The 20,720-nt window shown below is 69.1% G+C and carries 20 protein-coding genes; 14 read left to right on the top strand and 6 right to left on the bottom strand.

The window, feature by feature from the left end; genetic code table 11:
* Window positions 1–96 precede the first annotated feature (96 nt).
* From BJY22_RS40385 to BJY22_RS42785, 11 genes are all read left to right on the top strand, one after another.
* On the top strand, window positions 97–1,452 hold the full coding sequence (locus tag BJY22_RS40385) for a PspC domain-containing protein (protein ID WP_167217512.1): 1,356 nt from the start codon (window positions 97–99) through the stop codon (window positions 1,450–1,452).
* The gene (locus BJY22_RS40390; protein WP_167217514.1) at window positions 1,449–1,640 is read left to right on the top strand and encodes a hypothetical protein; all 192 of its coding nucleotides are present in this window, start codon (window positions 1,449–1,451) and stop codon (window positions 1,638–1,640) included. Before BJY22_RS40385 ends, BJY22_RS40390 begins: the two co-directional genes overlap by 4 nt.
* A gap of 186 nt (window positions 1,641–1,826) precedes the next feature.
* Window positions 1,827–2,966: a Cmx/CmrA family chloramphenicol efflux MFS transporter gene (locus BJY22_RS40395; RefSeq protein ID WP_420371446.1), complete on the top strand. Its 1,140-nt coding sequence runs from the start codon at window positions 1,827–1,829 to the stop codon at window positions 2,964–2,966.
* Between the two features lie 28 nt (window positions 2,967–2,994).
* A complete protein-coding gene (locus BJY22_RS40400; RefSeq protein WP_167217518.1) occupies window positions 2,995–3,195 on the top strand; it encodes a cold-shock protein in 201 nt (66 codons plus the stop codon).
* Window positions 3,196–3,252: 57 nt separating this feature from the next.
* Entirely contained in the window at window positions 3,253–4,404 is a 1,152-nt protein-coding gene (locus BJY22_RS40405) for an L-histidine N(alpha)-methyltransferase (protein WP_167217520.1), read from the top strand.
* 5 nt (window positions 4,405–4,409) lie between these two features.
* Window positions 4,410–4,973, top strand: a complete 564-nt coding sequence (locus BJY22_RS40410) for a hypothetical protein (protein ID WP_167217522.1) — start codon at window positions 4,410–4,412, stop codon at window positions 4,971–4,973.
* A gap of 128 nt (window positions 4,974–5,101) precedes the next feature.
* Window positions 5,102–7,117: a ligand-binding sensor domain-containing protein gene (locus BJY22_RS40415; RefSeq protein ID WP_167217524.1), complete on the top strand. Its 2,016-nt coding sequence runs from the start codon at window positions 5,102–5,104 to the stop codon at window positions 7,115–7,117.
* A 92-nt stretch (window positions 7,118–7,209) separates the two neighbouring features.
* A complete protein-coding gene (locus BJY22_RS40420; protein WP_167217526.1) occupies window positions 7,210–8,478 on the top strand; it encodes a sugar ABC transporter substrate-binding protein in 1,269 nt (422 codons plus the stop codon).
* Window positions 8,475–9,398: a carbohydrate ABC transporter permease gene (locus BJY22_RS40425; protein WP_238350593.1), complete on the top strand. Its 924-nt coding sequence runs from the start codon at window positions 8,475–8,477 to the stop codon at window positions 9,396–9,398. Before BJY22_RS40420 ends, BJY22_RS40425 begins: the two co-directional genes overlap by 4 nt.
* Window positions 9,399–10,271: a carbohydrate ABC transporter permease gene (locus tag BJY22_RS40430; RefSeq protein ID WP_167217528.1), complete on the top strand. Its 873-nt coding sequence runs from the start codon at window positions 9,399–9,401 to the stop codon at window positions 10,269–10,271.
* Between the two features lie 90 nt (window positions 10,272–10,361).
* The gene (locus tag BJY22_RS42785; RefSeq protein ID WP_272954849.1) at window positions 10,362–10,484 is read left to right on the top strand and encodes a MerR family transcriptional regulator; all 123 of its coding nucleotides are present in this window, start codon (window positions 10,362–10,364) and stop codon (window positions 10,482–10,484) included.
* Here BJY22_RS42785 and BJY22_RS40435 read toward each other — a convergent pair.
* The 3 genes from BJY22_RS40435 to BJY22_RS40445 all read right to left on the bottom strand — a co-directional run bounded on the left by BJY22_RS40435 (window position 10,457) and on the right by BJY22_RS40445 (window position 14,498).
* Window positions 10,457–11,446 carry an aldo/keto reductase gene (locus tag BJY22_RS40435; protein WP_167217530.1) on the bottom strand — a complete coding sequence of 330 codons (990 nt, stop codon included), beginning with the start codon at window positions 11,444–11,446 and terminating at the stop codon, window positions 10,457–10,459. The two genes, BJY22_RS42785 and BJY22_RS40435, sit on opposite strands and share 28 nt — an antisense overlap.
* Window positions 11,447–11,460: 14 nt before the next feature.
* Window positions 11,461–12,549: an IS110 family RNA-guided transposase gene (locus BJY22_RS40440; protein WP_337759787.1), complete on the bottom strand. Its 1,089-nt coding sequence runs from the start codon at window positions 12,547–12,549 to the stop codon at window positions 11,461–11,463.
* Window positions 12,550–13,532: 983 nt separating this feature from the next.
* A complete protein-coding gene (locus tag BJY22_RS40445; protein WP_167217532.1) occupies window positions 13,533–14,498 on the bottom strand; it encodes an LLM class flavin-dependent oxidoreductase in 966 nt (321 codons plus the stop codon).
* Window positions 14,499–14,593: 95 nt separating this feature from the next.
* Between BJY22_RS40445 and BJY22_RS40450 the strand changes: the two genes are divergently transcribed.
* The 3 genes from BJY22_RS40450 to BJY22_RS40460 all read left to right on the top strand — a co-directional run bounded on the left by BJY22_RS40450 (window position 14,594) and on the right by BJY22_RS40460 (window position 18,312).
* Window positions 14,594–15,709 (top strand): mandelate racemase/muconate lactonizing enzyme family protein, encoded by a 1,116-nt coding sequence (locus tag BJY22_RS40450; protein ID WP_167217534.1) that lies wholly within the window; start codon window positions 14,594–14,596, stop codon window positions 15,707–15,709.
* Between the two features lie 21 nt (window positions 15,710–15,730).
* Entirely contained in the window at window positions 15,731–16,714 is a 984-nt protein-coding gene (locus BJY22_RS40455) for a dihydrodipicolinate synthase family protein (RefSeq protein ID WP_167217536.1), read from the top strand.
* 374 nt (window positions 16,715–17,088) lie between these two features.
* The gene (locus BJY22_RS40460) at window positions 17,089–18,312 is read left to right on the top strand and encodes a response regulator (RefSeq protein WP_167217538.1); all 1,224 of its coding nucleotides are present in this window, start codon (window positions 17,089–17,091) and stop codon (window positions 18,310–18,312) included.
* Window positions 18,313–18,315: 3 nt separating this feature from the next.
* Here the strand turns inward: BJY22_RS40460 and BJY22_RS40465 are convergent, their stop codons facing one another.
* From BJY22_RS40465 to BJY22_RS40475, 3 genes are all read right to left on the bottom strand, one after another.
* Window positions 18,316–19,131, bottom strand: a complete 816-nt coding sequence (locus BJY22_RS40465; protein WP_167217540.1) for an alpha/beta hydrolase — start codon at window positions 19,129–19,131, stop codon at window positions 18,316–18,318.
* Window positions 19,132–19,211: 80 nt separating this feature from the next.
* Window positions 19,212–20,306 (bottom strand): zinc-dependent alcohol dehydrogenase family protein, encoded by a 1,095-nt coding sequence (locus tag BJY22_RS40470; RefSeq protein ID WP_167217542.1) that lies wholly within the window; start codon window positions 20,304–20,306, stop codon window positions 19,212–19,214.
* Between the two features lie 13 nt (window positions 20,307–20,319).
* On the bottom strand, window positions 20,320–20,700 hold the full coding sequence (locus BJY22_RS40475) for a VOC family protein (RefSeq protein WP_167217544.1): 381 nt from the start codon (window positions 20,698–20,700) through the stop codon (window positions 20,320–20,322).
* Window positions 20,701–20,720 lie beyond the last annotated feature (20 nt).

A 20,720-nucleotide genomic window follows, 5' to 3' on the forward strand; every position in this document is an offset into this window, starting at 1 on the left:
AACCCCGAGCGGCGCCGTCTCCGAACGAGCGACTCCGGGGTCCTCAGGGGGCATCCCCGATGTGATTCCGGGCGCGATCGGGCCAGTATCGATGTCATGGAGCAGAACCAGAGTGGACCCGCGGGGTTCGACCGCAACCGCCTGCAGAACCCCCAGAGCTGGCGGCGCAGCAGGTCGGACCGCTGGGTCGCCGGCGTCTGCGGCGGCATCGGCCGCGCTCTGAACATCGACCCCGTGCTGGTCCGCGTGGTGATGGCCGTGCTGATCATCAGCGGCCCGGGCGTCATCTTCTACATCGCCGCCTGGGTGCTGATGCCCGACGACGGCAGCGACCGCTCCGCGGCGCAGGGGCTGCTCGGCGACCGGGTCCGGCCCGACCACCCGTGGCTGTGGCCGGTCGTGATCGGGGTCTGTGTGTTCGCCGCGATCGCGATGATGTCGTCGTTCGACTTCGGCCGGTTCGTCCCCGGTCCGCTGATCGTTCTCGTGATCATCTGGCTGGTCGCCAAGCAGCGCAAGAACAACCGCCAGGGCACGGGCGTGGGTCCCCAGGACACCACCTACCCGGCCGGCCACGGTCAGCAGCCGACCACGCAGTACACCACTCAGCCGACCATGCAGCAGACCACGCAGCAGGCCACGCAGCAGGCCATGCAGGAGCCCGCGGCGTACGCGCCGCCCCGGACGGACCCGCCAGTTCCCCCGGCGGGCCCCTCGTCCTCGGCCACACAGCGACCCCAGGACCGCACCGTCGAACCGGTCCAGCCTGTGTGGACCGAGGACGACCCCCTCGGCCTCTACGTCGACGAGCCGGCCGGCACCACCCCGCCTGCCGCGAGCAGGCCGCCCGGACCGCCTGCCAAGGGCATGCGCGGGGTCAAGTCGATCGTCGTCGTGCTGACCGGTCTCGCGATCGGCATCGCCGCGCTGGCGGGCGCCTCCACGGCGACGATGCTGGTCATCGGCCTGGCCACGCTCGGCGCCGGCATGCTGCTCGGCGGGTTCGTCGGCCGCACGCTGGCCCTGCTGCCGCTGGGCATCCTGCTGGCGGTCGGCGCGGTGGCCAGCACGGTGTTCCCCGCAGTACCGAAGAACTTCGCGGACACGAACTACGTCGCGCCGACCGGTCAGACCATCACGGCGACCGGGACCAGCTACGAGTTCGACGCCGGGTCGGTGCGTCTGGACCTGACCAAGGCGACGTTCGGCCCGGGTGCGAAGGTCCAGGTGAACGGCGGCCTCGGCGAGGTGGTCGTCAAGGTACCGCCGGACGTCGACGTGAAGGGGCAACTGTCGACCGAGATGGGAGACGTCGTCTTCCTCAACCAGAGCAAGGGCGGCCATAATGCCCAACTGACGCTCGACGACCTCGGCACCGACGGCAAGGCCGGCGAACAGGTCACTCTGGATCTGAACCTCAAACTCGGCAGCATCAAGGTGGAACGCGGATGAGCCAGCAGCCACACAAGACCACGCCGGACGTGCCCGGCGTGGTGGCCGGCACGGTCCTCGCCGGCGCGGCCACGATCTGGATGCTGACCGACGGCGGCGTCCTGCAACCTGACGACCTCGGCGTCACCAGCGCCCTCCTCCTGGTCACGGCCGGCGTACTCGGCCTGGCCGCCTCGCGTCGCGGTTAACTCGATGGACGGCGCGGCGGGGAGTTCTCTAAGCTCCACGCCGTGACCAGCCCGGAGGCAGACAGACCGTAACCACCGGCTGTTCCGTGTGACGCACACCGGACGGCCGGAGACGACCCACGGCAGGCGATCCGTCCTGCCGCCGTCTTCTCATGGTTGCGGAGTGCCTCCATGCCTTTCGTTGCACTGCCTCTTGTGCTGTACCTGCTCGGCCTGGCCGTTTTCGCCCAGGCGACCTCCGAATTCATGCTCTCCGGACTCGGCCCGGACATCGCCCGCGACCTGGGCATCTCGATCCCGGCCGCCGGCTGGCTCACGTCGGCGTTCGCGCTCGGCATGATCGTCGGCGCACCGGCGATCGCGGTCCTCGGCGCCCGCTGGCCGCGCCGGCGGACCCTGCTGACGACACTGACCGTTTTCCTCGCCGTCCACGTGATCGGCGCGCTGACCACGAGCTTCACCGTCCTGCTGGTCACCCGGGTGCTGGCCGCTCTCGCGAACGCGAGCTTCCTGGCCGTCGCGCTCGCCACCGCCACCGGCCTCGTCCGCCCGGACGCCAAGGGCCGCGCGACCTCGATCCTGCTCGGCGGTACGACGCTCGCGTGCATCGTCGGCGTACCGGCGGGTGCGGTGCTCGGGCGGTACCTCGGCTGGCGGTCCGCGTTCTGGGCGGTCGCGATCGTGTCGCTCCCGGCGCTGATCGCGATCCTGCGCTCGGTCCCGGACCGGGGCACCGGCCCGGCGACGGTCGGCGCGTTCCGGGTCCGGCCGCGGCTCGCCGTACTGCTGCTGCTCGGGGCGCTCGTGAACGGCGCGACGTTCTGCTCGTTCACGTACCTCTCGCCGGTGCTGACCGAGGTCACCGGGTTCGGAGCGGGATGGGTGCCGGTCATGCTCGCGCTCTTCGGCCTCGGCTCGTTCGCGGGCGTCACCGTCGCCGGCCGGTACGCCGACCGTCGCGACGACCGGCTCGTCCTTGTTGCCGGCGGCATCTTGCTGCTCGGTTGGTGCGCGTTCGCCCTCACCGCGGCGTACGACGTACCGGCAGTCGCCCTGGTCCTCGTCCAAGGCGCACTGTCCTTCGCGGTCGGCTCGACGCTGATCTCCTCCGCGCTGTACGCCGGCGCCGAGACACCGGTCCTGACCGGCGGGCTCGCCACCGCCGCGCTGAACGTCGGCGCGGCCGGCGGACCGGTCCTCGGCGGGCTCGCGATCGGGCCGGCCGGCTACCACGGCCCGCTGTGGGTCAGCGCGGCCCTGGCGGGTACGGCGCTCTGCGTGGGCGCGCTCTCGGTTAGTCTTGTTCATCGCGAGGGGCCCTGGTGAGCGGGTCCCGTGGTCGAGGAGTTCTCTGATGGTGCGCGGCACCGTGAAGTGGTTCAACGCGGACAAGGGCTACGGTTTCCTGGCCGTCGACGGGCAGGACGACGTGTTCGTGCACTGGAGCAAGATCGTCTCCGCCGGGTACAAGACGCTCGAGGACGGCCAGCACGTCGAGTTCGAGATCGTCGACGGACCGAAGGGCCGCGAGGCCGACGCCGTCACCCCGATCTGACGGGCAGTAATCTGCCGTACCCGATAACCTGACCTCTCATCGTGTGAGGGGTGAGTTGTGACAGAGCCGGTACCGGTGATCCGCAAGCTCGAGCATGCGCTCGCCGACGACGACTTCGCCTGGTCCTTGATGCTGGTCGGCGAGGACCAGGCGGACAAGCTCGCGACACTGACCGCGGACCTGCGCGGGCCGTTCTCGGCAACCGGTGACAGCAAGCGCATCACCTCCGGCTTCTCGTACTGGGGGATCGCCCCGACGATCGCCTGGGCGAACGCCACCAACGACCCGTTCTACCTGGTCATGAAGGCGGGCACGGAGTCGTTCCTGCGGCACTGGCGCAAGCTCCGGCCGCACGTCGACAACGGCGGGTTCCACCTGGTCAGCCTCGGCGTCGGCACCGGCGTCAAGGACCGCACGATCCTCAGCGACCTGCGCCGGCACAACCGGCACATGTACTACATCCCGGTCGACATGAGCTCGGAGATGCTGCGGATGGGCACGCTCGAGCCGGTCCGCGGCGCCCGCTTCCCGGTGTCCCAGGTGCTGCCGGTGCAGCTGGACTTCTCGATCGACGACAACATGGACGAGCTCGCGCAGATGCTGGCCCGGCTGGTCGGCGACGAGCCGATCCTGTTCACCCTGACCGGGAACACGCTGGCAAACTTCGAGAGCGACGACGAGCTGCTCGGCACGCTCACCCGGGTGCTGCGCCCGCAGGACCGGCTGTTGCTCGAGGTGGCGAGTACGACGCGACTCGACCAGGAGACCGCCGACGCGGCCGCGGACGAGTACCACCAGACCCGCGCGTTCGCGGAGTTCGTCACCAGCGCCCTGCGGTACAACACCGACCTCAAGATCAGCAACGACTTGGTGAAGTTCATCGGCGAGGTCGAGGACGACGATGCCCTGCTGGTGAAGATCCTCTGGCAGAACGACACCGGTGAGGAGATCCGGATGGAGCTGCCGGACCACACCGAGGTGGTGCTCCCGGTCGGCGACACGATCCGGCTCTACACGACCCGCAAGTACTCCACCACCCGGCTCAAGCGGCTCACCGAGGCCTGCAGACTGACCCCGGTCGAGGCGATCCAGTCCCAGTTCCGCTACACCCGCCGCCCGAACCCGTTCGGCCTGGAGTTGCTGCTGCTCGCACCGGAGGCGGCCGGCGAGACCGCGAACACCCTCGCCGACGACATCTGGGCCACGTGAGCCGGATGAACCGGCGGACCGTCGTCAGCGTGGCGACGTACGGCCTGCTCGCGCTCGCGTTCGTGCTCGGCGTCATCTGGTTCTTCTGGCCGCAGAACTCGCGCTGGGAGCCGGCGGTCAACTCGCTCACGCTGGTCGCCGGGCTGACGGGCATCTTCGTCGAGCGGCTGACGGCCGAGGCGGAACGCCGTACCGAGGTCCTGCGGGCCGTCGCGGACGAACTGCACGAGAACACCCGGTTGCTGAGTGACCAGCGGTTCTCGCCGGACGCGCCGACCAGCCGGCAGGTGTACCCGCGACTGATCGTGTCCGCTGTCGATCTCGCACTGGTGTCCGGCGCGCTCGGGCTGCACCGGGACGCCGAGCTGGTCGGTCTGCTGCACCGCTGGCGGGACACAGTGCACCTGTTCAACCGGCGACTCGACCTGACCGAGGTCAGCACGTTCTCGAACACCATCTCGCCGGCCGAGCTGGCCGCCTTCCGCCGGGCCCTGCACCGTGAGGACAGCTACTTCGCTGCCACCCGCGCGATGCTCCAGGAACTGCTGGACAAGCTGCCCAAGACTTAACGGCCGAGGCCGTAACCGCCGCAGCTGCTGCCAGTAGTGGCAAATTCTGCTGAGCCGTTGACTTGGCGTCACCGCGAGAGCTTCACTTTCGGACAGGACCGTAAATACGGCACCCCGGAGGCAATCCCATGCGATCTGTCCGCTCGCTTCTCGCACTGGCACTCGCCACCCTGCTCGCCACACCCCTGAGTACGCCCCCCGAGGCGGGGCACCAGCCACCTGTGGGCACAGTCGTCTCACTCGGTACGCCGCTGTCCGACGTACTGCTCATCGGTGGCACCGTCGCACCCGGACCGAACGGCAAGACCGCGATCTGGAACGTGTCCACCGGCAGTCCGGCGTACCTGAACGCCATCGACCCGGCCACGGGCGACAGCCTGCTGTCCACCGCCCTGCCCGGTGCGGACGGCAGCTACGCGGTCGCCGCGACCCCCGACGGCACGATCTATGTCGGCACCTACAACAACGGCCACCTCTACCGGCTGCGCCCGGGCGGCAGCGTCGAGGACCTCGGCCGGCCGATCGCGTCCGAGTCGTTCATCTGGCGGATCACCACCGACGAACAGGGCAACGTGTACGGCGGCACGTACCCGAACGGCAAGGTGTTCCGGTACGACGACCAGACCGGCGCGATCCGCGACTACGGCACGATGCTGGCGGGCCAGACGTACGTCAAGAGCATCGATTACGCGGGCGGCAAGGTGTACGCCGGCACGATGCCCGACGCGCACGTCATGGAGCTCGACGTCGCCACCGGCGCGAAGACCGAAGTACCGTCACCGCCCGGACTCGGCGACCCGTCCGACAAGGTCGTGTACGACCTGAACGCCCGCGGCGGACGCGTGTACGTCCGGATCAGCACGGCGTTCCCCGGCCCGCTGTACGTCTGGGACATCGCCACCCGCGCATGGGTCGACGAGATCCCGAACGCGCACGGCCTGGACATCTCCCCGATCGGCGCGGACGGCTCGCTGTACCTGATCCAGAGCAGCGAACTGAAGAAGTACGACCCGGCCACCAAGACCCTGTCCGGTACCGGTCTGACGTTCACCGGCCGGATCCAGAACGCCCGTTCGATCGGGTACGCCGACCTGAACCTGCCCGACTACCCGGGCACCAGCGTCGTCGGCACCCTGTGGCGCGGTGAGGAGTTCCGGTACAACCCGCAGACCGGCAAGTCGGAGATCTTCCAGACCAAGGTCCGGCGGGAGCCGATCGAGATCCTGTCCGTCGGGGGCGGCAAGGACAACATCTACGCCGGCGGTTTCCTGAACGGCGGCGTGTCGGTGGTCAACCCGACGACGGGCGAGGCGAAGTTCAACCGGTTCTCGCAGGTCGAGGCGCTGATGGAGGGGTCCGACGGCACGGTCTGGGTCGGCGCCTACCCGGAGGCCCGCCTCTACTCCTACGACACCACGAAGCCCTGGAGCAGCCCGGAGTACTCCCCCGGACCGCCCGGCACGCCGGACAACCCGAAGCGGCTGCTCAACCTGAAGCCCGACCTCCTGCAGACCCGCGCCCGCGCGCTCACCGAGGTGGACGGCAAGATCGCGGTCGGCACCGTCCCGGACGGCGACCGGCTCGGCGGCGCTCTGGTCATCTACGACCCGGTGACCAACACCGCGGAGAAGTACCGCAACGTGGTCCAGGACGAGTCCGTCTTCGGCCTCACCTCCCGCGACGGCATCGTGTACGGCGGTACGTCGATCGCCGGCGGCCTGTCCACCACCCCGCCGACACGGACCGCGGGCACAGTGTTCGCGTGGGACGTGGCAGGAAAGAAGAAGCTGTGGGAGAGCGTGCCGGTACCGGGCCGGGCGACCGTCTCGGCGGTCACGATGGGCCCGGACGGCCTGCTGTGGGGCGTGGCCGGGAAGACTGTGTTCGCGGTGGCCCCGGACACCGGCAAGGTGAAGAAGTCCTTCACGCTCGGTGCGACGAACTCCAGCGGCGACATCGTCGCCACCCCGGAGGCCGTTTACGTGAGCATCGACCTGAACAAGATCTACCGGATCGCGCCGGGCGACAAGGCCGTCCCGACGCTGTTCGTCGAGCACGCGCACCGGCGGCTCGGCGTCCGGGGGGATCGCCAGTTGCTGATGACGAACGGCTCCGAGCTGTTCCGAGTTGATATCAGCCGTTGACAGCCGAAATTCACCCCGGCTACTTTCGGTCCTGACCGTTATTCGGTTCGACTAGTTCCGGCCCTGACTTCCGGACACACCCTGGGGGTGCGATGAAATCCACCGTCCGCCGCATCGCGGCACCACTGACGGCGCTCGTTCTCGCCGCCGCGCTCAGTTCCTGCGGCGGAGGCGACGACAGCAGCGGCGCAGGAGAGAAGAAGAGCGTCACGCTCTGGATGTACCCGGTGATCGCCGATCAGGCGGCCAGCGACGCCTACTGGAAGAAGGTCGAGACCGACTTCGAGGCGGCGAACTCCGGGTTCGACCTGAAGATCGAGGCGCAGCCGTGGGCGAAGCGCGAGGAGAAGGTCGCGGCCGCGTTCTCCGGTAAGAAGGGTCCGGACGTCCTGCTGATGATCCCGGACCAGATCCCGCAGTACGTGACGAGCGGCTCGCTGGAGCCGGTCGACGACGTCATCGAGCCGGAGAAGGACAAGTTCCTGCCGGCCGCGATTCCCGGCCTGACCGTCGAGGGCAAGGTGTACGGCGCCCCGATCTACCACACGGTCACGACCACGATGTACAACAAGACCGTCCTGGCCAAGGCGGGCATCAGCAAGCCGCCGGCGACCTGGGACGAGATCAAGGCCGCCGCGCCGAAGCTGAAGGCCGCCGGGTTCTCCACACTGGACTACTCGGCCTCGCCGGAGGCGACGCTGAACCTGAACTTCTACCCGCTGCTCTGGCAGGCCGGCGGCAAGGTGTTCGCCGACGACGGCAAGAGCGTCACGTTCAACCAGGCTCCCGGCCTGGAGGCGCTGACCTTCCTGAAGTCGCTGTGGGACCAGGGCGCGATCCCGAAGACCGCGCTCACCGCGGGCAACGTGGTCGCGGACTCGCCGTTCGGCAAGGGTCAGGTCGCGATGGCGATGACCAGCGTGCCGGCCGACGTCGCCACGGTGACGAAGACCTGGGGCGCGGCGAACATCGAGCTCGGCGCACCGCTGACCGGCCAGAAGCAGGTCGGGTTCGGGCTGCCGGGCGGTCTGGTCGTCAACGCGGCCTCGGAGAACGTCGACGGGGCGAAGAAGTTCCTGTCGTTCATGGTCCAGTCGGCCCAGCTCGACGCGCTGAGCAAGGCGTCGGGGTTCTACTCGCCGCGCAGCGACGCCAAGTCCGAGTCGACCGACCCGCACGCGGCGAAGTTCCGGGACGCGTTGCAGTACGCGATCCCCGGTGAGCCGAACCCGTCGGCGCGGCAGATCATGTCGTTCCTGAGCACGGAGATCCAGGCCGTGCTGACCGGCAAGAAGCAGCCGCAGCAAGCGCTCGACGACGCCGCCAAGCAGGCCAACGACCTGCTGTCGAGGCAGCGTTGACCGACACACAGACGACGGTCGCGGGTCGGGCGGGACCCGCGACCAGCCGTCCTCGAGGCGGACCGCGCCGGCGGCCGTGGGTCGGCCTGCTGTTCGTGGCGCCGATGCTCCTGCTGTTCCTGCTGTTCCGGTTCCTGCCCGCGATCGGGGCGTTCTTCCTCTCGCTGACCGACTACCGGATCAGCGGCAAGTGGGACTTCGTGGCCCTCGACAACTACACGCGACTGTTGTCGGACAAGGTATTCCACGAGGCGCTGGTAGTGACGATCACCTACACGGTGATCTTCGTCCCGCTGACGGTCCTGCTGTCGCTCGGCACCGCCGTACTGCTGCACCAGGTGGTGTGGAAGCGCGGGTTCTTCCGCGGTGTGTTCTTCCTGCCGTACGTGACCAGCATCGTGCTGGCCGCGGTGATCTGGAAGTGGATCTACGACGCGCAGGACGGACTACTGAACTCGGTTCTCGGACTGGTGAGTGTCGGCCCGATCGACTTCCTCAGCCAGTCGGGCACGGTGCTTCCGTCGATCGCGGTGACGTCGGCGTGGAAGGGCTTCGGGTACTCGATGCTGATCCTGCTCGCGGGCCTGCAGGCGGTGCCGAAGTCGTACCTCGAGGCGGCGATGATCGACGGCGCGGGGACCTGGCAGCGGTTCCGGTACGTGACGCTGCCGCAGCTGCGGCCGGTGCTGTTCTTCGTGCTGGTGATCGAGACCATCGGCGCGTTCCAGGTCTTCGACGCGATGTACGTGATGACGGGCGGCGGACCGGTGCGGTCCAGCTACTCGCTCGTGTACTTCCTGTACGACAGCGGTTTCAAGTACTTCGACTTCGGCTACGCCAGCGCGATCGGTCTGGTGCTGTTCCTGATCGTGCTGATCGTCTCGCTCGTACAGCGCCGGCTCGTCGGGAGGGACGACTAGATGGTCAACGTGCTCGAACGTCCGCCGGTCCGGGAGCTCAGCGAGACCCCGTCCGCCGGACGCCGTGGAGCGGCCCGGCTGACGCTGCCGACGTTGCTGACGCTGACCGCGATCGTGACCATCGTGCCGTTCGCGGCGATGGTACTGGTCGCGTTCGCGCCGCCGAGCGGGCGGACCTTCCCGGACGCTCTGAACCCGGCGAACTTCACCCTCGACAACTTCGCGAAGGTGCTGTCCAGCTCGGACATTCCGCGCTGGACGGTGAACTCACTGCTGTACTCGCTGATCTCGGTCGTCTTCGTGCTGCTGTTCGCGGCGATGGCCGGGTACGCGTTCGCGAAGAAGAAGTTCCCCGGCCGGGAGATCATGTTCTGGGCCTTCCTCGCCACGCTGATGGTCCCGTTCCAGGCGACGCTGATCCCGTCGTACATCCTGGTCGCCCGGCTGGACTGGGTGGACAGCTACTGGGGGCTGATCGTGCCCACGCTGGCCAATTCCCAGGCCGTGTTCCTGATGCGGCAGTTCATCCTGCAACTGCCCGACGAACTGTTCGAGGCGGCCGAGATCGACGGGGCTCCGGAGTGGCGGATCTTCACCACGATCGTGCTGCCTCTGGTCCGTCCGGTCCTGGCCACACTGGGCATCTTCGTCTTCCTCTGGCACTGGAACGACTTCCTGTGGCCCCTGGTCATCGGCCAGTCCGGCGAGATGCAGACGCTCACGGTCGGTCTCGCCACCCTCCAGACGCAGGCCGTCCCGATCAACCACGTCATGGCGGGCGCGACCATCACGGTCGTCCCGAGCCTGCTCGTGTTCGGGCTCCTGCAGCGCTACCTCACCGACTCCATCGCGATGTCGGGACTCAAGGCGTAGAACATGAAGGCATGACGACGTACGCACCGGCTGAGGCATCCTGCAACGGTTCATGGGGCGGTTGCGGGATCGCTCGGGCAGCTCGACCGGTTGGTCGAGCTGCTCGAGGATCACCGGACCCGGCTACGCGGCGAGGGCGCGAAGCTGATCGCCACCCTCGACGTACTGGACGGGAAGATCGCGCACTATCGCGCGGTGTCGGCGAGGAAGTAGGGGTACGGCAGGGACTCCGGGCGGCTCGCGGTGTCGAGACGCTCCATCAGCTCCGGCGGGAGTTCGAACTCCGCGGCACCGAGGAGATCGTCGAGGTACGCCGGTGTCCGCGGGCCGATGATCGGCGCCGTGACGCCGGGGCGCTGCATCAGCCACCGCACCGCCACCTGCGGAAGGGTGCGCCCGGCCTCGGCCGCGACCGCTGTGAGCTCGTCGATCACGTGCCAGGTGTGGTCGTTGGCGTAGCGGTCCCAGGAATGCGTGCCCGGCGTGGAAACCTTGCTGTCCGCGGGTGGTGCCGTCATCCCGCGGTGGAACGCGCCGGACAACCAGCCCGACCGCAGCGGCGACCAGGTGATGACGCCCAGCCCTTCGTTCTTGCACACCGGCAGCAGCTCCCACTCGGGTGAGCGGTCGAGCAGGGTGTAGAGCGGCTGGAGGCTCGACAACGGCGCCCAACCGTTGTGCGCACAGAGGTCGACCGCCTTCTGCAGCTGCCATCCGGAGAAGTTGCTGACACCGATGTAGCGGACCTTGCCGGCGCGCACGAGCGTGTCGAGCGTGGACAGCGTTTCGGTCAACGGAGTCTCGTTGTCCCAGAGATGCAGTTGATACAGGTCGATGTAGTCCGTACCGAGACGCCGCAGGCTCGCGTCGACCGCGTCCAGGATGTGCTTGCGGGACAGCCCCTGATCGTTCGGCAGCGGACCCATCCGTCCGTAGACCTTGGTCGCGATCACGTAGTCCTCACGCCGCTGCGCCTTCAACCACCGCCCGACCACCTCCTCCGACGCGCCGGCGTTGTACACGTCGGCCGTGTCGATGAAGTTCCCACCGGCGTCGGTGAACGCCTGCAAGATCGTCCGACTGTCCTGCTCATCCGTCCGCGCCCCGAACATCATCGCCCCAAGACACAACCCACTGACCTTGAGCCCGGTCGCTCCAAGTTGTCTGTAGTCCATGCGTTTCTCCTATGTCAAGCCGCGGCTGCGAGTCTGGTGGCGGCCGTGGTTGACGGGTTGTTTTTGAGGGTGTTGAACACGACGCGGGCGAGTCGCCGTTTGAGGCAGCGCAGGGCTTCGGTCTTGGTGTCGCCGGCAGCGAGGCGTTTGTCGTAGTAGGTCTTGCCGAGGCCGCCGCGACGGATCTGGGTGACCGCGATGCGGTGCAAGGCGGCGTTGAGCTGGCGGTTGCCGGACTTGTTCAGCCGGACCCGGCCTTTGGTGCGCCCGGACCAGACCGGGATCGGTGCGGCCCCGGCGTGCATGGCGTACTTGGCCTCGTGAGCGAACCGGGCGATCCCGGCGGTCTCACCGACGATCTTCGCCGCGGTCAGCGCGCCACAGCCGGGCAGCTCGAGCAGCGCGGGAGCCTGGACAACTGCCAGGGCGGCGATCTCCTTCTCCAGCGCGTTCACCCGCCCGGTCACCGCGTCGATGTCGGCGAGGAGCTCGCGGGCCAGCCGCGCATCGATCCCGGACCGGCCGGCCAGGAACTCCGCGAGCTGGCGGCGGGTGGCGGCTCGCTTCAGCGCCTTCGGCGCCGGGTCCACGGTGGGGTCGATCCGGTGCAGATGCCAGCGGAACCGGTTGATGACCTGGGTGCGCTGAGCGACCAGATCATCGCGGTGATCAACCAGCAACTTCAACTCCCGCGACGCCTCGTCATGGCTCGCCTCGGGCAGGCCGGGCTCACGCAGCACGGCCCGGGCGACCGCGAGCGCGTCGATCGGGTCGGACTTGCCACGGGTGCGGGCAGTACGGCGTTGTTCGGCCATCATCTTCGGCGGCACCCGCACCACCTGCTGCCCGGCGTCGAGCAGGTCGATCTCCAGTCGCGCGGACAGGTGACGGCAGTCCTCGATGCCCCACTTCACCCCGACACCCTCAGCCCCGAACTCACGCTGGACCCATCGGACGGCCTTGTCGTGACCGGATGTGTCGGCCTTCACCGTGAGTTCGCCGAGCTTGCGCCCGGCGTCGTCGACCGCGACGAACGTGTGCGTCCGCTTGTGCACATCGGCACCAACAACAACCCGTGACACCATGGAGGCTGCCTCCTTCACTCAGATGCGAGGGACGGTTGGACCGGCCGGCGGACACATCTCAGTCGGGGGCGGTGCCACGCTCCTATCAAGTCACGCCGGCCGGCTCCTTCACACCCGGTGCCGGCAAAACGCATGCCCGCCAGACCCGAGGGCCGGCACGGACGCTATGAGCCAGACACCAGATGCTCAGGATCCAACCACCGCACGAGCGGCGACATCACCCTGACACTGACCGCGACGCTAAACGCTGGAGCGCACTCCAGCTCAAGAGAACTCCCCACGCGTGCTACGCGGGCGCTTACTTCGTCGCGACGCTCCTCAGCGCGCCCGCTCCGCGCGCTCCCACCCGCCCCCGGGCTTAGCGCCCGGATTTTTAGCTGCCGGCTACCGCCGGCGAGTTTGCGGGCTGCCGCCCGCGAGCTGCTCGCTGCGCTCGCGTGCGACAACCCGACGGATTGCACCGACTCGGACGTGACTGTTGTCGTGCCGGACTGTGGCGACGGCACTGACGCGTCGTGAACACCGCAGATCCGTTAGGCCCTACACCCCTCTCGTCACCCTCCTCCCTCGCCTTGCCGCATCTCGCCGCGTCTGTTCGTCGAGTCGTGGAAATCGGCTGGCTGCGGGAGCCTTTACCCACGACTCGCAATCGGGGTAGCAGCCAAACGCCACGACTCGACGCCGGGCCCGGTAAGGCCCGGCCCGGCCCGGCCCGGGGAGTCGACCAGAGGCCTGTGCAACACACGACCACGTGCGCGGCGCATGACGCCCAACTTCCGTTGCCCATCACCACGATCAGCGCTCGCCACCGCAGTCCGTTGGGTAGTCGCTCGCGAGCGCAGCGAGCAGCTCGCGGGCGGCAGCCCGCAACTCGCCGGCGCCAGCCGGCAGCTGGGAATCCGGGCGCTAAGCCCGGGGGCGGGTGGGAGCGCGCGTAGTGGTCGCGCCGGAGGAGCGTAGCGACGACAGAGCGAGCGCGTAGCACGCGTGGGCCGGAGGATTTACAGGATCTCTCCGAAGGATTCGATGGCGCGGAGGGCGTCGGCTTGGGGCATGCCGGGGGGTTGGATGCGGAGGATGATGCCGTCGGCGCCCATTTGCTCGTAGTGGGACAGGCGGTCGGCGCATTCGGCGCGGGAGCCGATGACGCTGCGGTCGGCTATGGCGTCCCAGCCTTGGGTGTAGCGGGCCGCGTCCGTCGACGTGCGCTTCCAGCCGGTGTAGGCGTCGTACAGGTCGCGTAGCGGCTCCTCCAGCGCCTTGCGGGCGTCCTGCGACGTGTCGGCGCAGTACCCCTCCCGGCACAGGATGACCTCCTGCCCGAGCGTTCCGGCGCCGCGGGGGTACGACAGGTACTCCGAGATCTTCGCCGGCAGGTCCGCGTCGAGCTCGTTGAAGGACGTCGTCCAGCCGTCGCACATCCGCGCAGTGCGTTCCAGTACGGCGGACACGCGTCCCCCGTTCCACAACCGCGGTCGCGGCGACTGGACGGGTCGCGGCGACAGGTACGCCTCCTGGATCGTGTTGAACTTCCCCTCGTACGTGACCTCGTCCGACGTCCACAGCCGGGTCAGGATCTCCAGCCCCTCCTCGAACCGCGCGACCCGCTCCCGCTGCGTCACGCCGTACAGCGCGAACTCCTCCGGCCGGTACCCGAGCACGAACCCGGCCGTCAGCCGTCCGCCGGACAGTACGTCGATGTGCGCCAGCGTCTCCGCGAGTACGACGGGGTCGTACAGCGGCGCCACGATCCCCGCGGTCGCGATCCCGATCCGTGAGGTGTGTGCCGCCAGCCACGTCATCGACGTCAGGATCTCGTGGTACCCGGGCCGATGCAGGTGCCGCTCGCCCAGCACGACCCACTCGAATCCGGCCTGCTCGGCCAGCCGCGCCTGCTCGACGGCGTCCGCCAGTTGCGGCCGCTCGTCCGGGGTGCCGTAGAGGTTCAGATACAGACCCAGCCGCATCGGGGAGCCACCTTCCGTTGACAGGGAGCACTCAGGGTATTTACGGTCTTGACCGTAAATGCTTTCCGCTCAGATTGCGACCCCTAGGAGCCGGGATGAGTCTTGCAGCAGAGCCGGCCGGGTTGCCGGACGGGGGATCAGCGCCGATCAGCGCGATCAAGACCCGGGTGGTGAGTGCGGCGTACCGCCGGCCGTTCCAGATCAGCAGTGGGGTCAGCAACGAGCTGATCAGCCTGGTCGTCGAGGTGCACACCGCCGACGGCGCCGTCGGGATCGGCGAGACGTCACCGATGACGGCGTACACCGGTGAGACGCTGGCCGGTGTCCAGACCGCGATCGAGGAGCACCTCGCCCCGGCGCTGATCGGCCGCGACCCGCTCGACCGTGCGGGCGCCCACGTCGTGATGGACGGCGTACTGCGCGGCCAGCAGGTCGCGAAGGCCGGTCTCGACATCGCGCTGTTCGACCTGGCCGGGCGGCTGAGCGGCTGGCCGGTGCACGCCTTGCTCGGCGGCAGTGTCCGCGACCGCGTGCAGACCACGTGGGTCGTCGGTCTCGGCACGCTCGACGAGATGGCCGCCGAGGCCGCGGAGTACGCCGGCCGCGGGTTCCGGCACCTGAAGGTGAAGGGCGGCCACGACCCCGCCAAGGACCTCGAACTGATCCGCGCCGTCCGCGCCGCGATCCCCGCCGACGCCGAGCTGTGCCTCGACGCCAACGAGGGGTACGACGCGACGACCGCGATCCCGTACCTGCAGAAGATGAGCGCCGCCGGGCTCACGCTGCTCGAGCAGCCGCTCCCGCGCTGGGACCTCGCCGGCCTGGTGCGGCTGCGGGACCGCCTCGACGTCCGGGTGATGGTCGACGAGAGCATGCACTCGCTGCACGACGCCCTGGAGATCGCGCGCCGCGGCGCCGCCGACGTCCTGAACATCAAGATCCTCAAGGTCGGCGGGCTGCACCGCGCACTGCAGATCGCCGCGGTGGCCGAGGCCGCCGGGCTCGCGGTGAAGGTAGGCTCGATGCCGGAGTTGGGCGTGGCCACGCTGGCCGCCGTCCACCTGGCCGCGGCCGTCCCCGGAGCGACCGTCGCGGCGGACCTGGTGGGGCCGCTGATGGTCGACGAGGACCCGCTCGCCCCGACGGTGTTCGCCGACTGCGACGGCTGGATCGACGTACCCAAGCGGCCCGGTCTCGGGCACGATGTCTAGCGCAGTCTGAGAGGTGACCTGATGCACCCGCTCGTAGAACGGCTCCGCGGCACATTGCTTCCCGCGGTCGTCACCCCGATGGATTCGGACGGCGTCGTCGCGTACGACGCCTTGTCCGCGTACGCCGTGACGCTGACCAAGCACGCGATCGGCGGAGTCGCCGTGTGGGCGCACACGGGACGCGGACTGTACCTGTCGCCGGGCGACCGCGCGAAGGTGCTCGAGACATGGCGTGCGGCGACCGACGTACCGATCGTGGCCGGTGTCGGCGTACCGAAGTCGTCGGCGGCGCAGACGCTGGAAGAGGCGGCGGACGCGACGGTCGAGATGGCACGCGCCGCGGCGGCCGGTGGGGCCGACGCAGTCATGGTCTACCCGCTAGCAGCGCTAGGACAACTATCGGCGATAGCGGACGGCCACGCGCAGGCGGTCGCGCTGCACGAACGGGTGGCGGCCGAGAGCGGGCTGCCGCTGGTCGGGTTCTACCTGCACGGCGAGGCCGGCGGATACCCGTACTCCCCCGCGTTGATCCGCGACCTGCTGAGCCTCGACGCGATGCTCGGCGTGAAGACCGCGACGCTCGACCGGGCGATCGGGTGCCAGGACGCGATCTGGGCCGGGCGCGGCACCGGGAAGCTGCTGATCACCGGCGAGGACCGGATGTACGGGCCGTCGTTCATGTGGGGCGCGGACACGGCGCTCGTCGGGATCGCCTCGGCACAGGTCGAATTGTCGGCCGCCGTACTGCGGGCCTGGACGGCCGGCGATCACGCGGCGTTCCTCACGGCGTCGGAGCGGCTGGACCGGTTCGCGGCGGCGACGTTCTACGCACCGATCGAGGGTTACGTGCAACGGATGCTGTGGGCAGCCGAGTGGGAGGGCCTGGTGCCGGCCACTGCGGCGCACGATCCCTACGGACCGGAGCTTCCGCCGAGCGAACGCGAACTGGTCATCCGCTGCCTCGAGGAGCTGCACCCGGGGGTGTCTGATGGTTCCGCGCCGTAGCGAGGAGGTGCTCGGTGCGGTGCATCGGCGTGCGGGGGCGAAGGTCTCGATGCGGAGCATCGTGGCCTTTGCACCCGTGCGGCGAGGTGCCGTGCCGAGTGCCCCGCAGTAGGCGTGGAACCATCAGACAGCCCCGGACGCGGGGCAGTGGGTGGCGCGCTCCCTCCTTCGCTCCACCACACCGACACCGCCAGGACCCGCCTCAGGGGGTGGCGGTAATTGTGGTCTTGGCCGAAACTAGGAGAGCGCGACCTGAACGTCAAGATCTCGGGGCCCGCCTGCGCTATTCTGCGACTTGAGGGCCAGACCAGAAGTCGTCGGAGGACTGCCGTGAGGATCTGCTCAGCCGCGAGTCACGCCCCAGGGCCCGACTGATGGCGCTCGCGGTGGGCGTGGTCGGCCCCGAGGACCTGGTCCAGCGGGTGACCGCGGTCGGCGCACCGAGCGGCACCACGCTCCTCCCCCTGCCGTACCGGCACGAGACCGAAGCAGTCGAGCTCGTCGAGCAGTCGCACTCGGACGTGGACGCCTTCCTGTTCACCGGCGTCGTCCCGTACACGATCGCCACCGAGGCCGGGGTGATCGACCGGCCGGCGATGTACGTGTCGTACGACGGGGCGACGCTGCTGCGCGCGCTGGTCGAGCTGCTGCGGCTCGGGCACAACGTCACCCAGTTCTCGATCGACACGCTTCGGCGGTCCGAAGTACTGGAGACCCTGATCGAGGCGAAGCTGCCGACAGACCGGATCGAGGTCCTGCCGTACCGTCCCGGGCTGACGTCGGACGACATCGTGTCGTTCCACCGCGCCGCGCGGGACAAGCACGACACGAAGGTCGCGATCAGTTGCCTGGGATCGGCGTTCCACCTGATCGAGAACGAGATGCCCTCGGTCCGGCTCGCCCCGTCGCGCTACTCGATCCGGTCGACGCTGCAGGCGCTCATCCTCACCACGACCGGCCAGCACGTCGGCGACGCCCAGGTCGCGCTCGGCGTCATCGATCTGCCCGAGCCCGACGACGCGCTGGCCGCGGACCTCATCACCCTCGGCGGCAGCCTCGCGGCGCTCCCCGACGGCCGCCACCTCGTCGTCACCACGCGCGGGTTGCTGGAGCAGGCCACCGAACAGTTCTCGCGGATGCCGTTGCTCGACCACCTGGCGGCACGGCACAGCACGGCGTACGTCGGCTTCGGTGTCGGCCGTACTGCGGCCGAAGCCGAGGCACTCGCCCGTCGCGCCGTGGGCCGCGCCGCCTCGATCGGCTCCGTCGCCGGCGTCGTCTCGATGTCCGACGACGTCGAGATCGTCATCGAACCGACCGGCGACCAGCCCACCACCGTCCGCGGCACCGAAAGCCTTCCGCTCCTCGCCCGCCGCGTCGGCCTCAACACCCAAACCCTCGCCCGCATGCGAGAACTCACCGCCGCCCTCCCCGACGGCCTCACCACCCAAGACGTCGCCGACCACCTGGCCGTCCAGCTCCGCACCGCGCGCCGAGTCCTCAAACGCCTCGAACGAGCCGGCCTCGCAGCCCCCACCGGCACCCAACAACACGGCCGCACCGGCCGCCCACCCACGGTCTACCTGATCCGCCTGTAGCCGTCAGCGGAGAGACTTCTGGAAGAAGCGCCTGGCCTCGTCCGCCACGTCGTACCAGTCGTTGCCAAGGCTGTGTCGCCCACCGGCGATCGGCAGCAGCCGCGACCGCGCGCCGACTCCGAGCAGTGCGCGATGGAGCCGTTCGGCCTGCTCGTACGGAACCGTCTCGTCGGCAGTGCCATGGATGATCAGGAAGGGTGGTGCGTCGGCGCTGACGTGGGCGACCGGGCTTGCCGCACGCAACTGTTCGCGGTGGGTGGTCACCTCGCCGCCGACGAGTGCGGTGACCGGCGACGGGCGATCGCCGCGCATCTCGCCACCGGGTCGGAGGAGGTCGCTGGGTCCACTGATCGTCACAACTGCTTGGACGTCGGCACTCACGGTACGGCGAGGTTGTGAGCAGGACGAGCCGTGGGAGGCGAGGCCGCCGAGAGCCGCGAGGTGGCCGCCGGCCGAATGGCCCCAGATGCCGATGCGGCCAGTATCGATCGGGAGGCCCATCGGGTTGAGGCGTAGCCACCGGAGGGCGGCCCGTACGTCGTCCAGCTGAGCGGGAAACACCGCCTGGCCACTGTGGCGAACGGAGATGGCGACCGTGAGGAAGCCTGCTCGAGCGAGGGCTGGATTCGCGAACGGCAGCAGCGCGGACGAGCGATCGCCGGGGCCCCATCCTGGGCATCCGTCGATTCGTACGACGGTCGGCGTCGGGCCCGTGGGGAGGGGTGCTGGACCGAGTACGTCGAGGTACAGGGCGACGCCGTCCGGGGCGGCGTAGCGGATGTCCGGTAGCAGGGTGAACTCTGATCGCGTGGCAGACATTCGATCCATCGCCTCCTCGAGCCGGGATACGACCGTCGCAGTACCCCGGCCATGAGGTCCAGAGCGGTCCGTCCAGGTAGCTACGGAGTGATGATCGTGACGCCGGGTGGGGTGCCTTCGGAGAGGGCGGCGAGAGCTGCTGGGGTTTCGTCGAGGGTGATGGTGCGGGTGACGAGTCGGGTGGGGTTGAGGTTGCCGGTGGCAACTAGGGTGAGCATTTCGGGGTAGGCGTGGGCGGGCATGCCGTGGCTGCCTAGCCAGGTGAGTTCCTGGCTGATGAGGCGGCCTACGTCCAGTTGGACGCCCGCGGGCAGGAGGCCGATCTGGACGTGGCGGCCTCGGGGGCGGAGGGATTGCAGGGACTGCTGCACGATGTCGCTGGAGCCGAGCGCGTCGATGGTCACGTGGGCGCCGCCAAGATCGCGGAGCTGCTCGACAACCGAGGCGACGTAGGGTCCGCCGGCTGGGTCTACGACGGAGGGCGGGGCCGTGGGTGCGCCCGGAGCCTGGGCCATGGGTGCGGCGGGAGCCTGGATCGTGTGGGCGGCGCCGTACTCGCGGGCGAGGGTCAGCGCTTCGGGGTTGGTGTCGATGGCGACGACCTCGGCGCCGAGGGCGGAGGCGATCATGACGGCGGACAGGCCTACACCGCCGCAGCCGAAGATCGCCACGCGTTCGCCGGCGTTCACCTGGCCGACCTGGTGGACGGCGCGGAAGGACGTGGCGAAGCGGCAGCCGAGGCCCGCGGCGGTGGCGAAGTCCATGTCGTCGGGGAGGCGGACCAGGTTCACGGCGGCGTACGGTACGGCGACGTACTCGGCGAACGAGCCCCAGTAGTTGAACCCGGGCTGCAACTGGTTCGGACAGACCTGCTGATTGCCCTCCCGGCACTGCTCGCACTCACCACACGCGCAGATGAACGGCGTCGTCACGCGATCGCCGACGTGCCACCCGGACACACCGGCACCGACCGCCGCGATCGTCCCCGCGAGCTCGTGCCCCGGCACATGCGGCAGCACGATGTCGGCGTCATGCCCCATCCACCCATGCCAGTCACTACGACAAAGCCCGGTCGCCTCGACCCTCAGAACCACCGAACCATCAGCAACAGCCGGCTCCGCAACCTCACGAACCTCAGGCAGTACGCCGTACTCCGAAACCACAACCGCTCGCATCGCAGCAGCTTAATCAGCCCACACAGAACTCGTTGCCTTCGGGATCGAGCATGACGATGTGGCCGAGTTCGGGGCCGTAGAAGTCCTCGCGCACCTGGACCGCGCCGAGCGTCACCAGCTCGGCCGCCTTCGTGCGCATGCGTTCGGCGGCCGCCGCGTCTCTCGCGGGACCCGCGACACGGATGTCGAGGTGCAGGCGGTTCTTCGCCGTCTTCGGCTCCGGTACGCGCAGGAAGCTGATCGCCGGCCCGACGTCGTCAGGGTCCACGATCGAGGCGCCGTTCGCGTCGTTGTCGTACCCGGGTTCGAGGATGTAGCCGAGCGCCGCGGCCCAGAACTCGGCCAGCCGCAGCGGCTCGGCCGCATCTGCACCGACCGTCCATGTCGTCGCCATGCGGGCGACGATAGCCGCGG

It is taken from the genome of Kribbella shirazensis, from assembly GCF_011761605.1.
Classification (GTDB): domain Bacteria; phylum Actinomycetota; class Actinomycetes; order Propionibacteriales; family Kribbellaceae; genus Kribbella; species Kribbella shirazensis.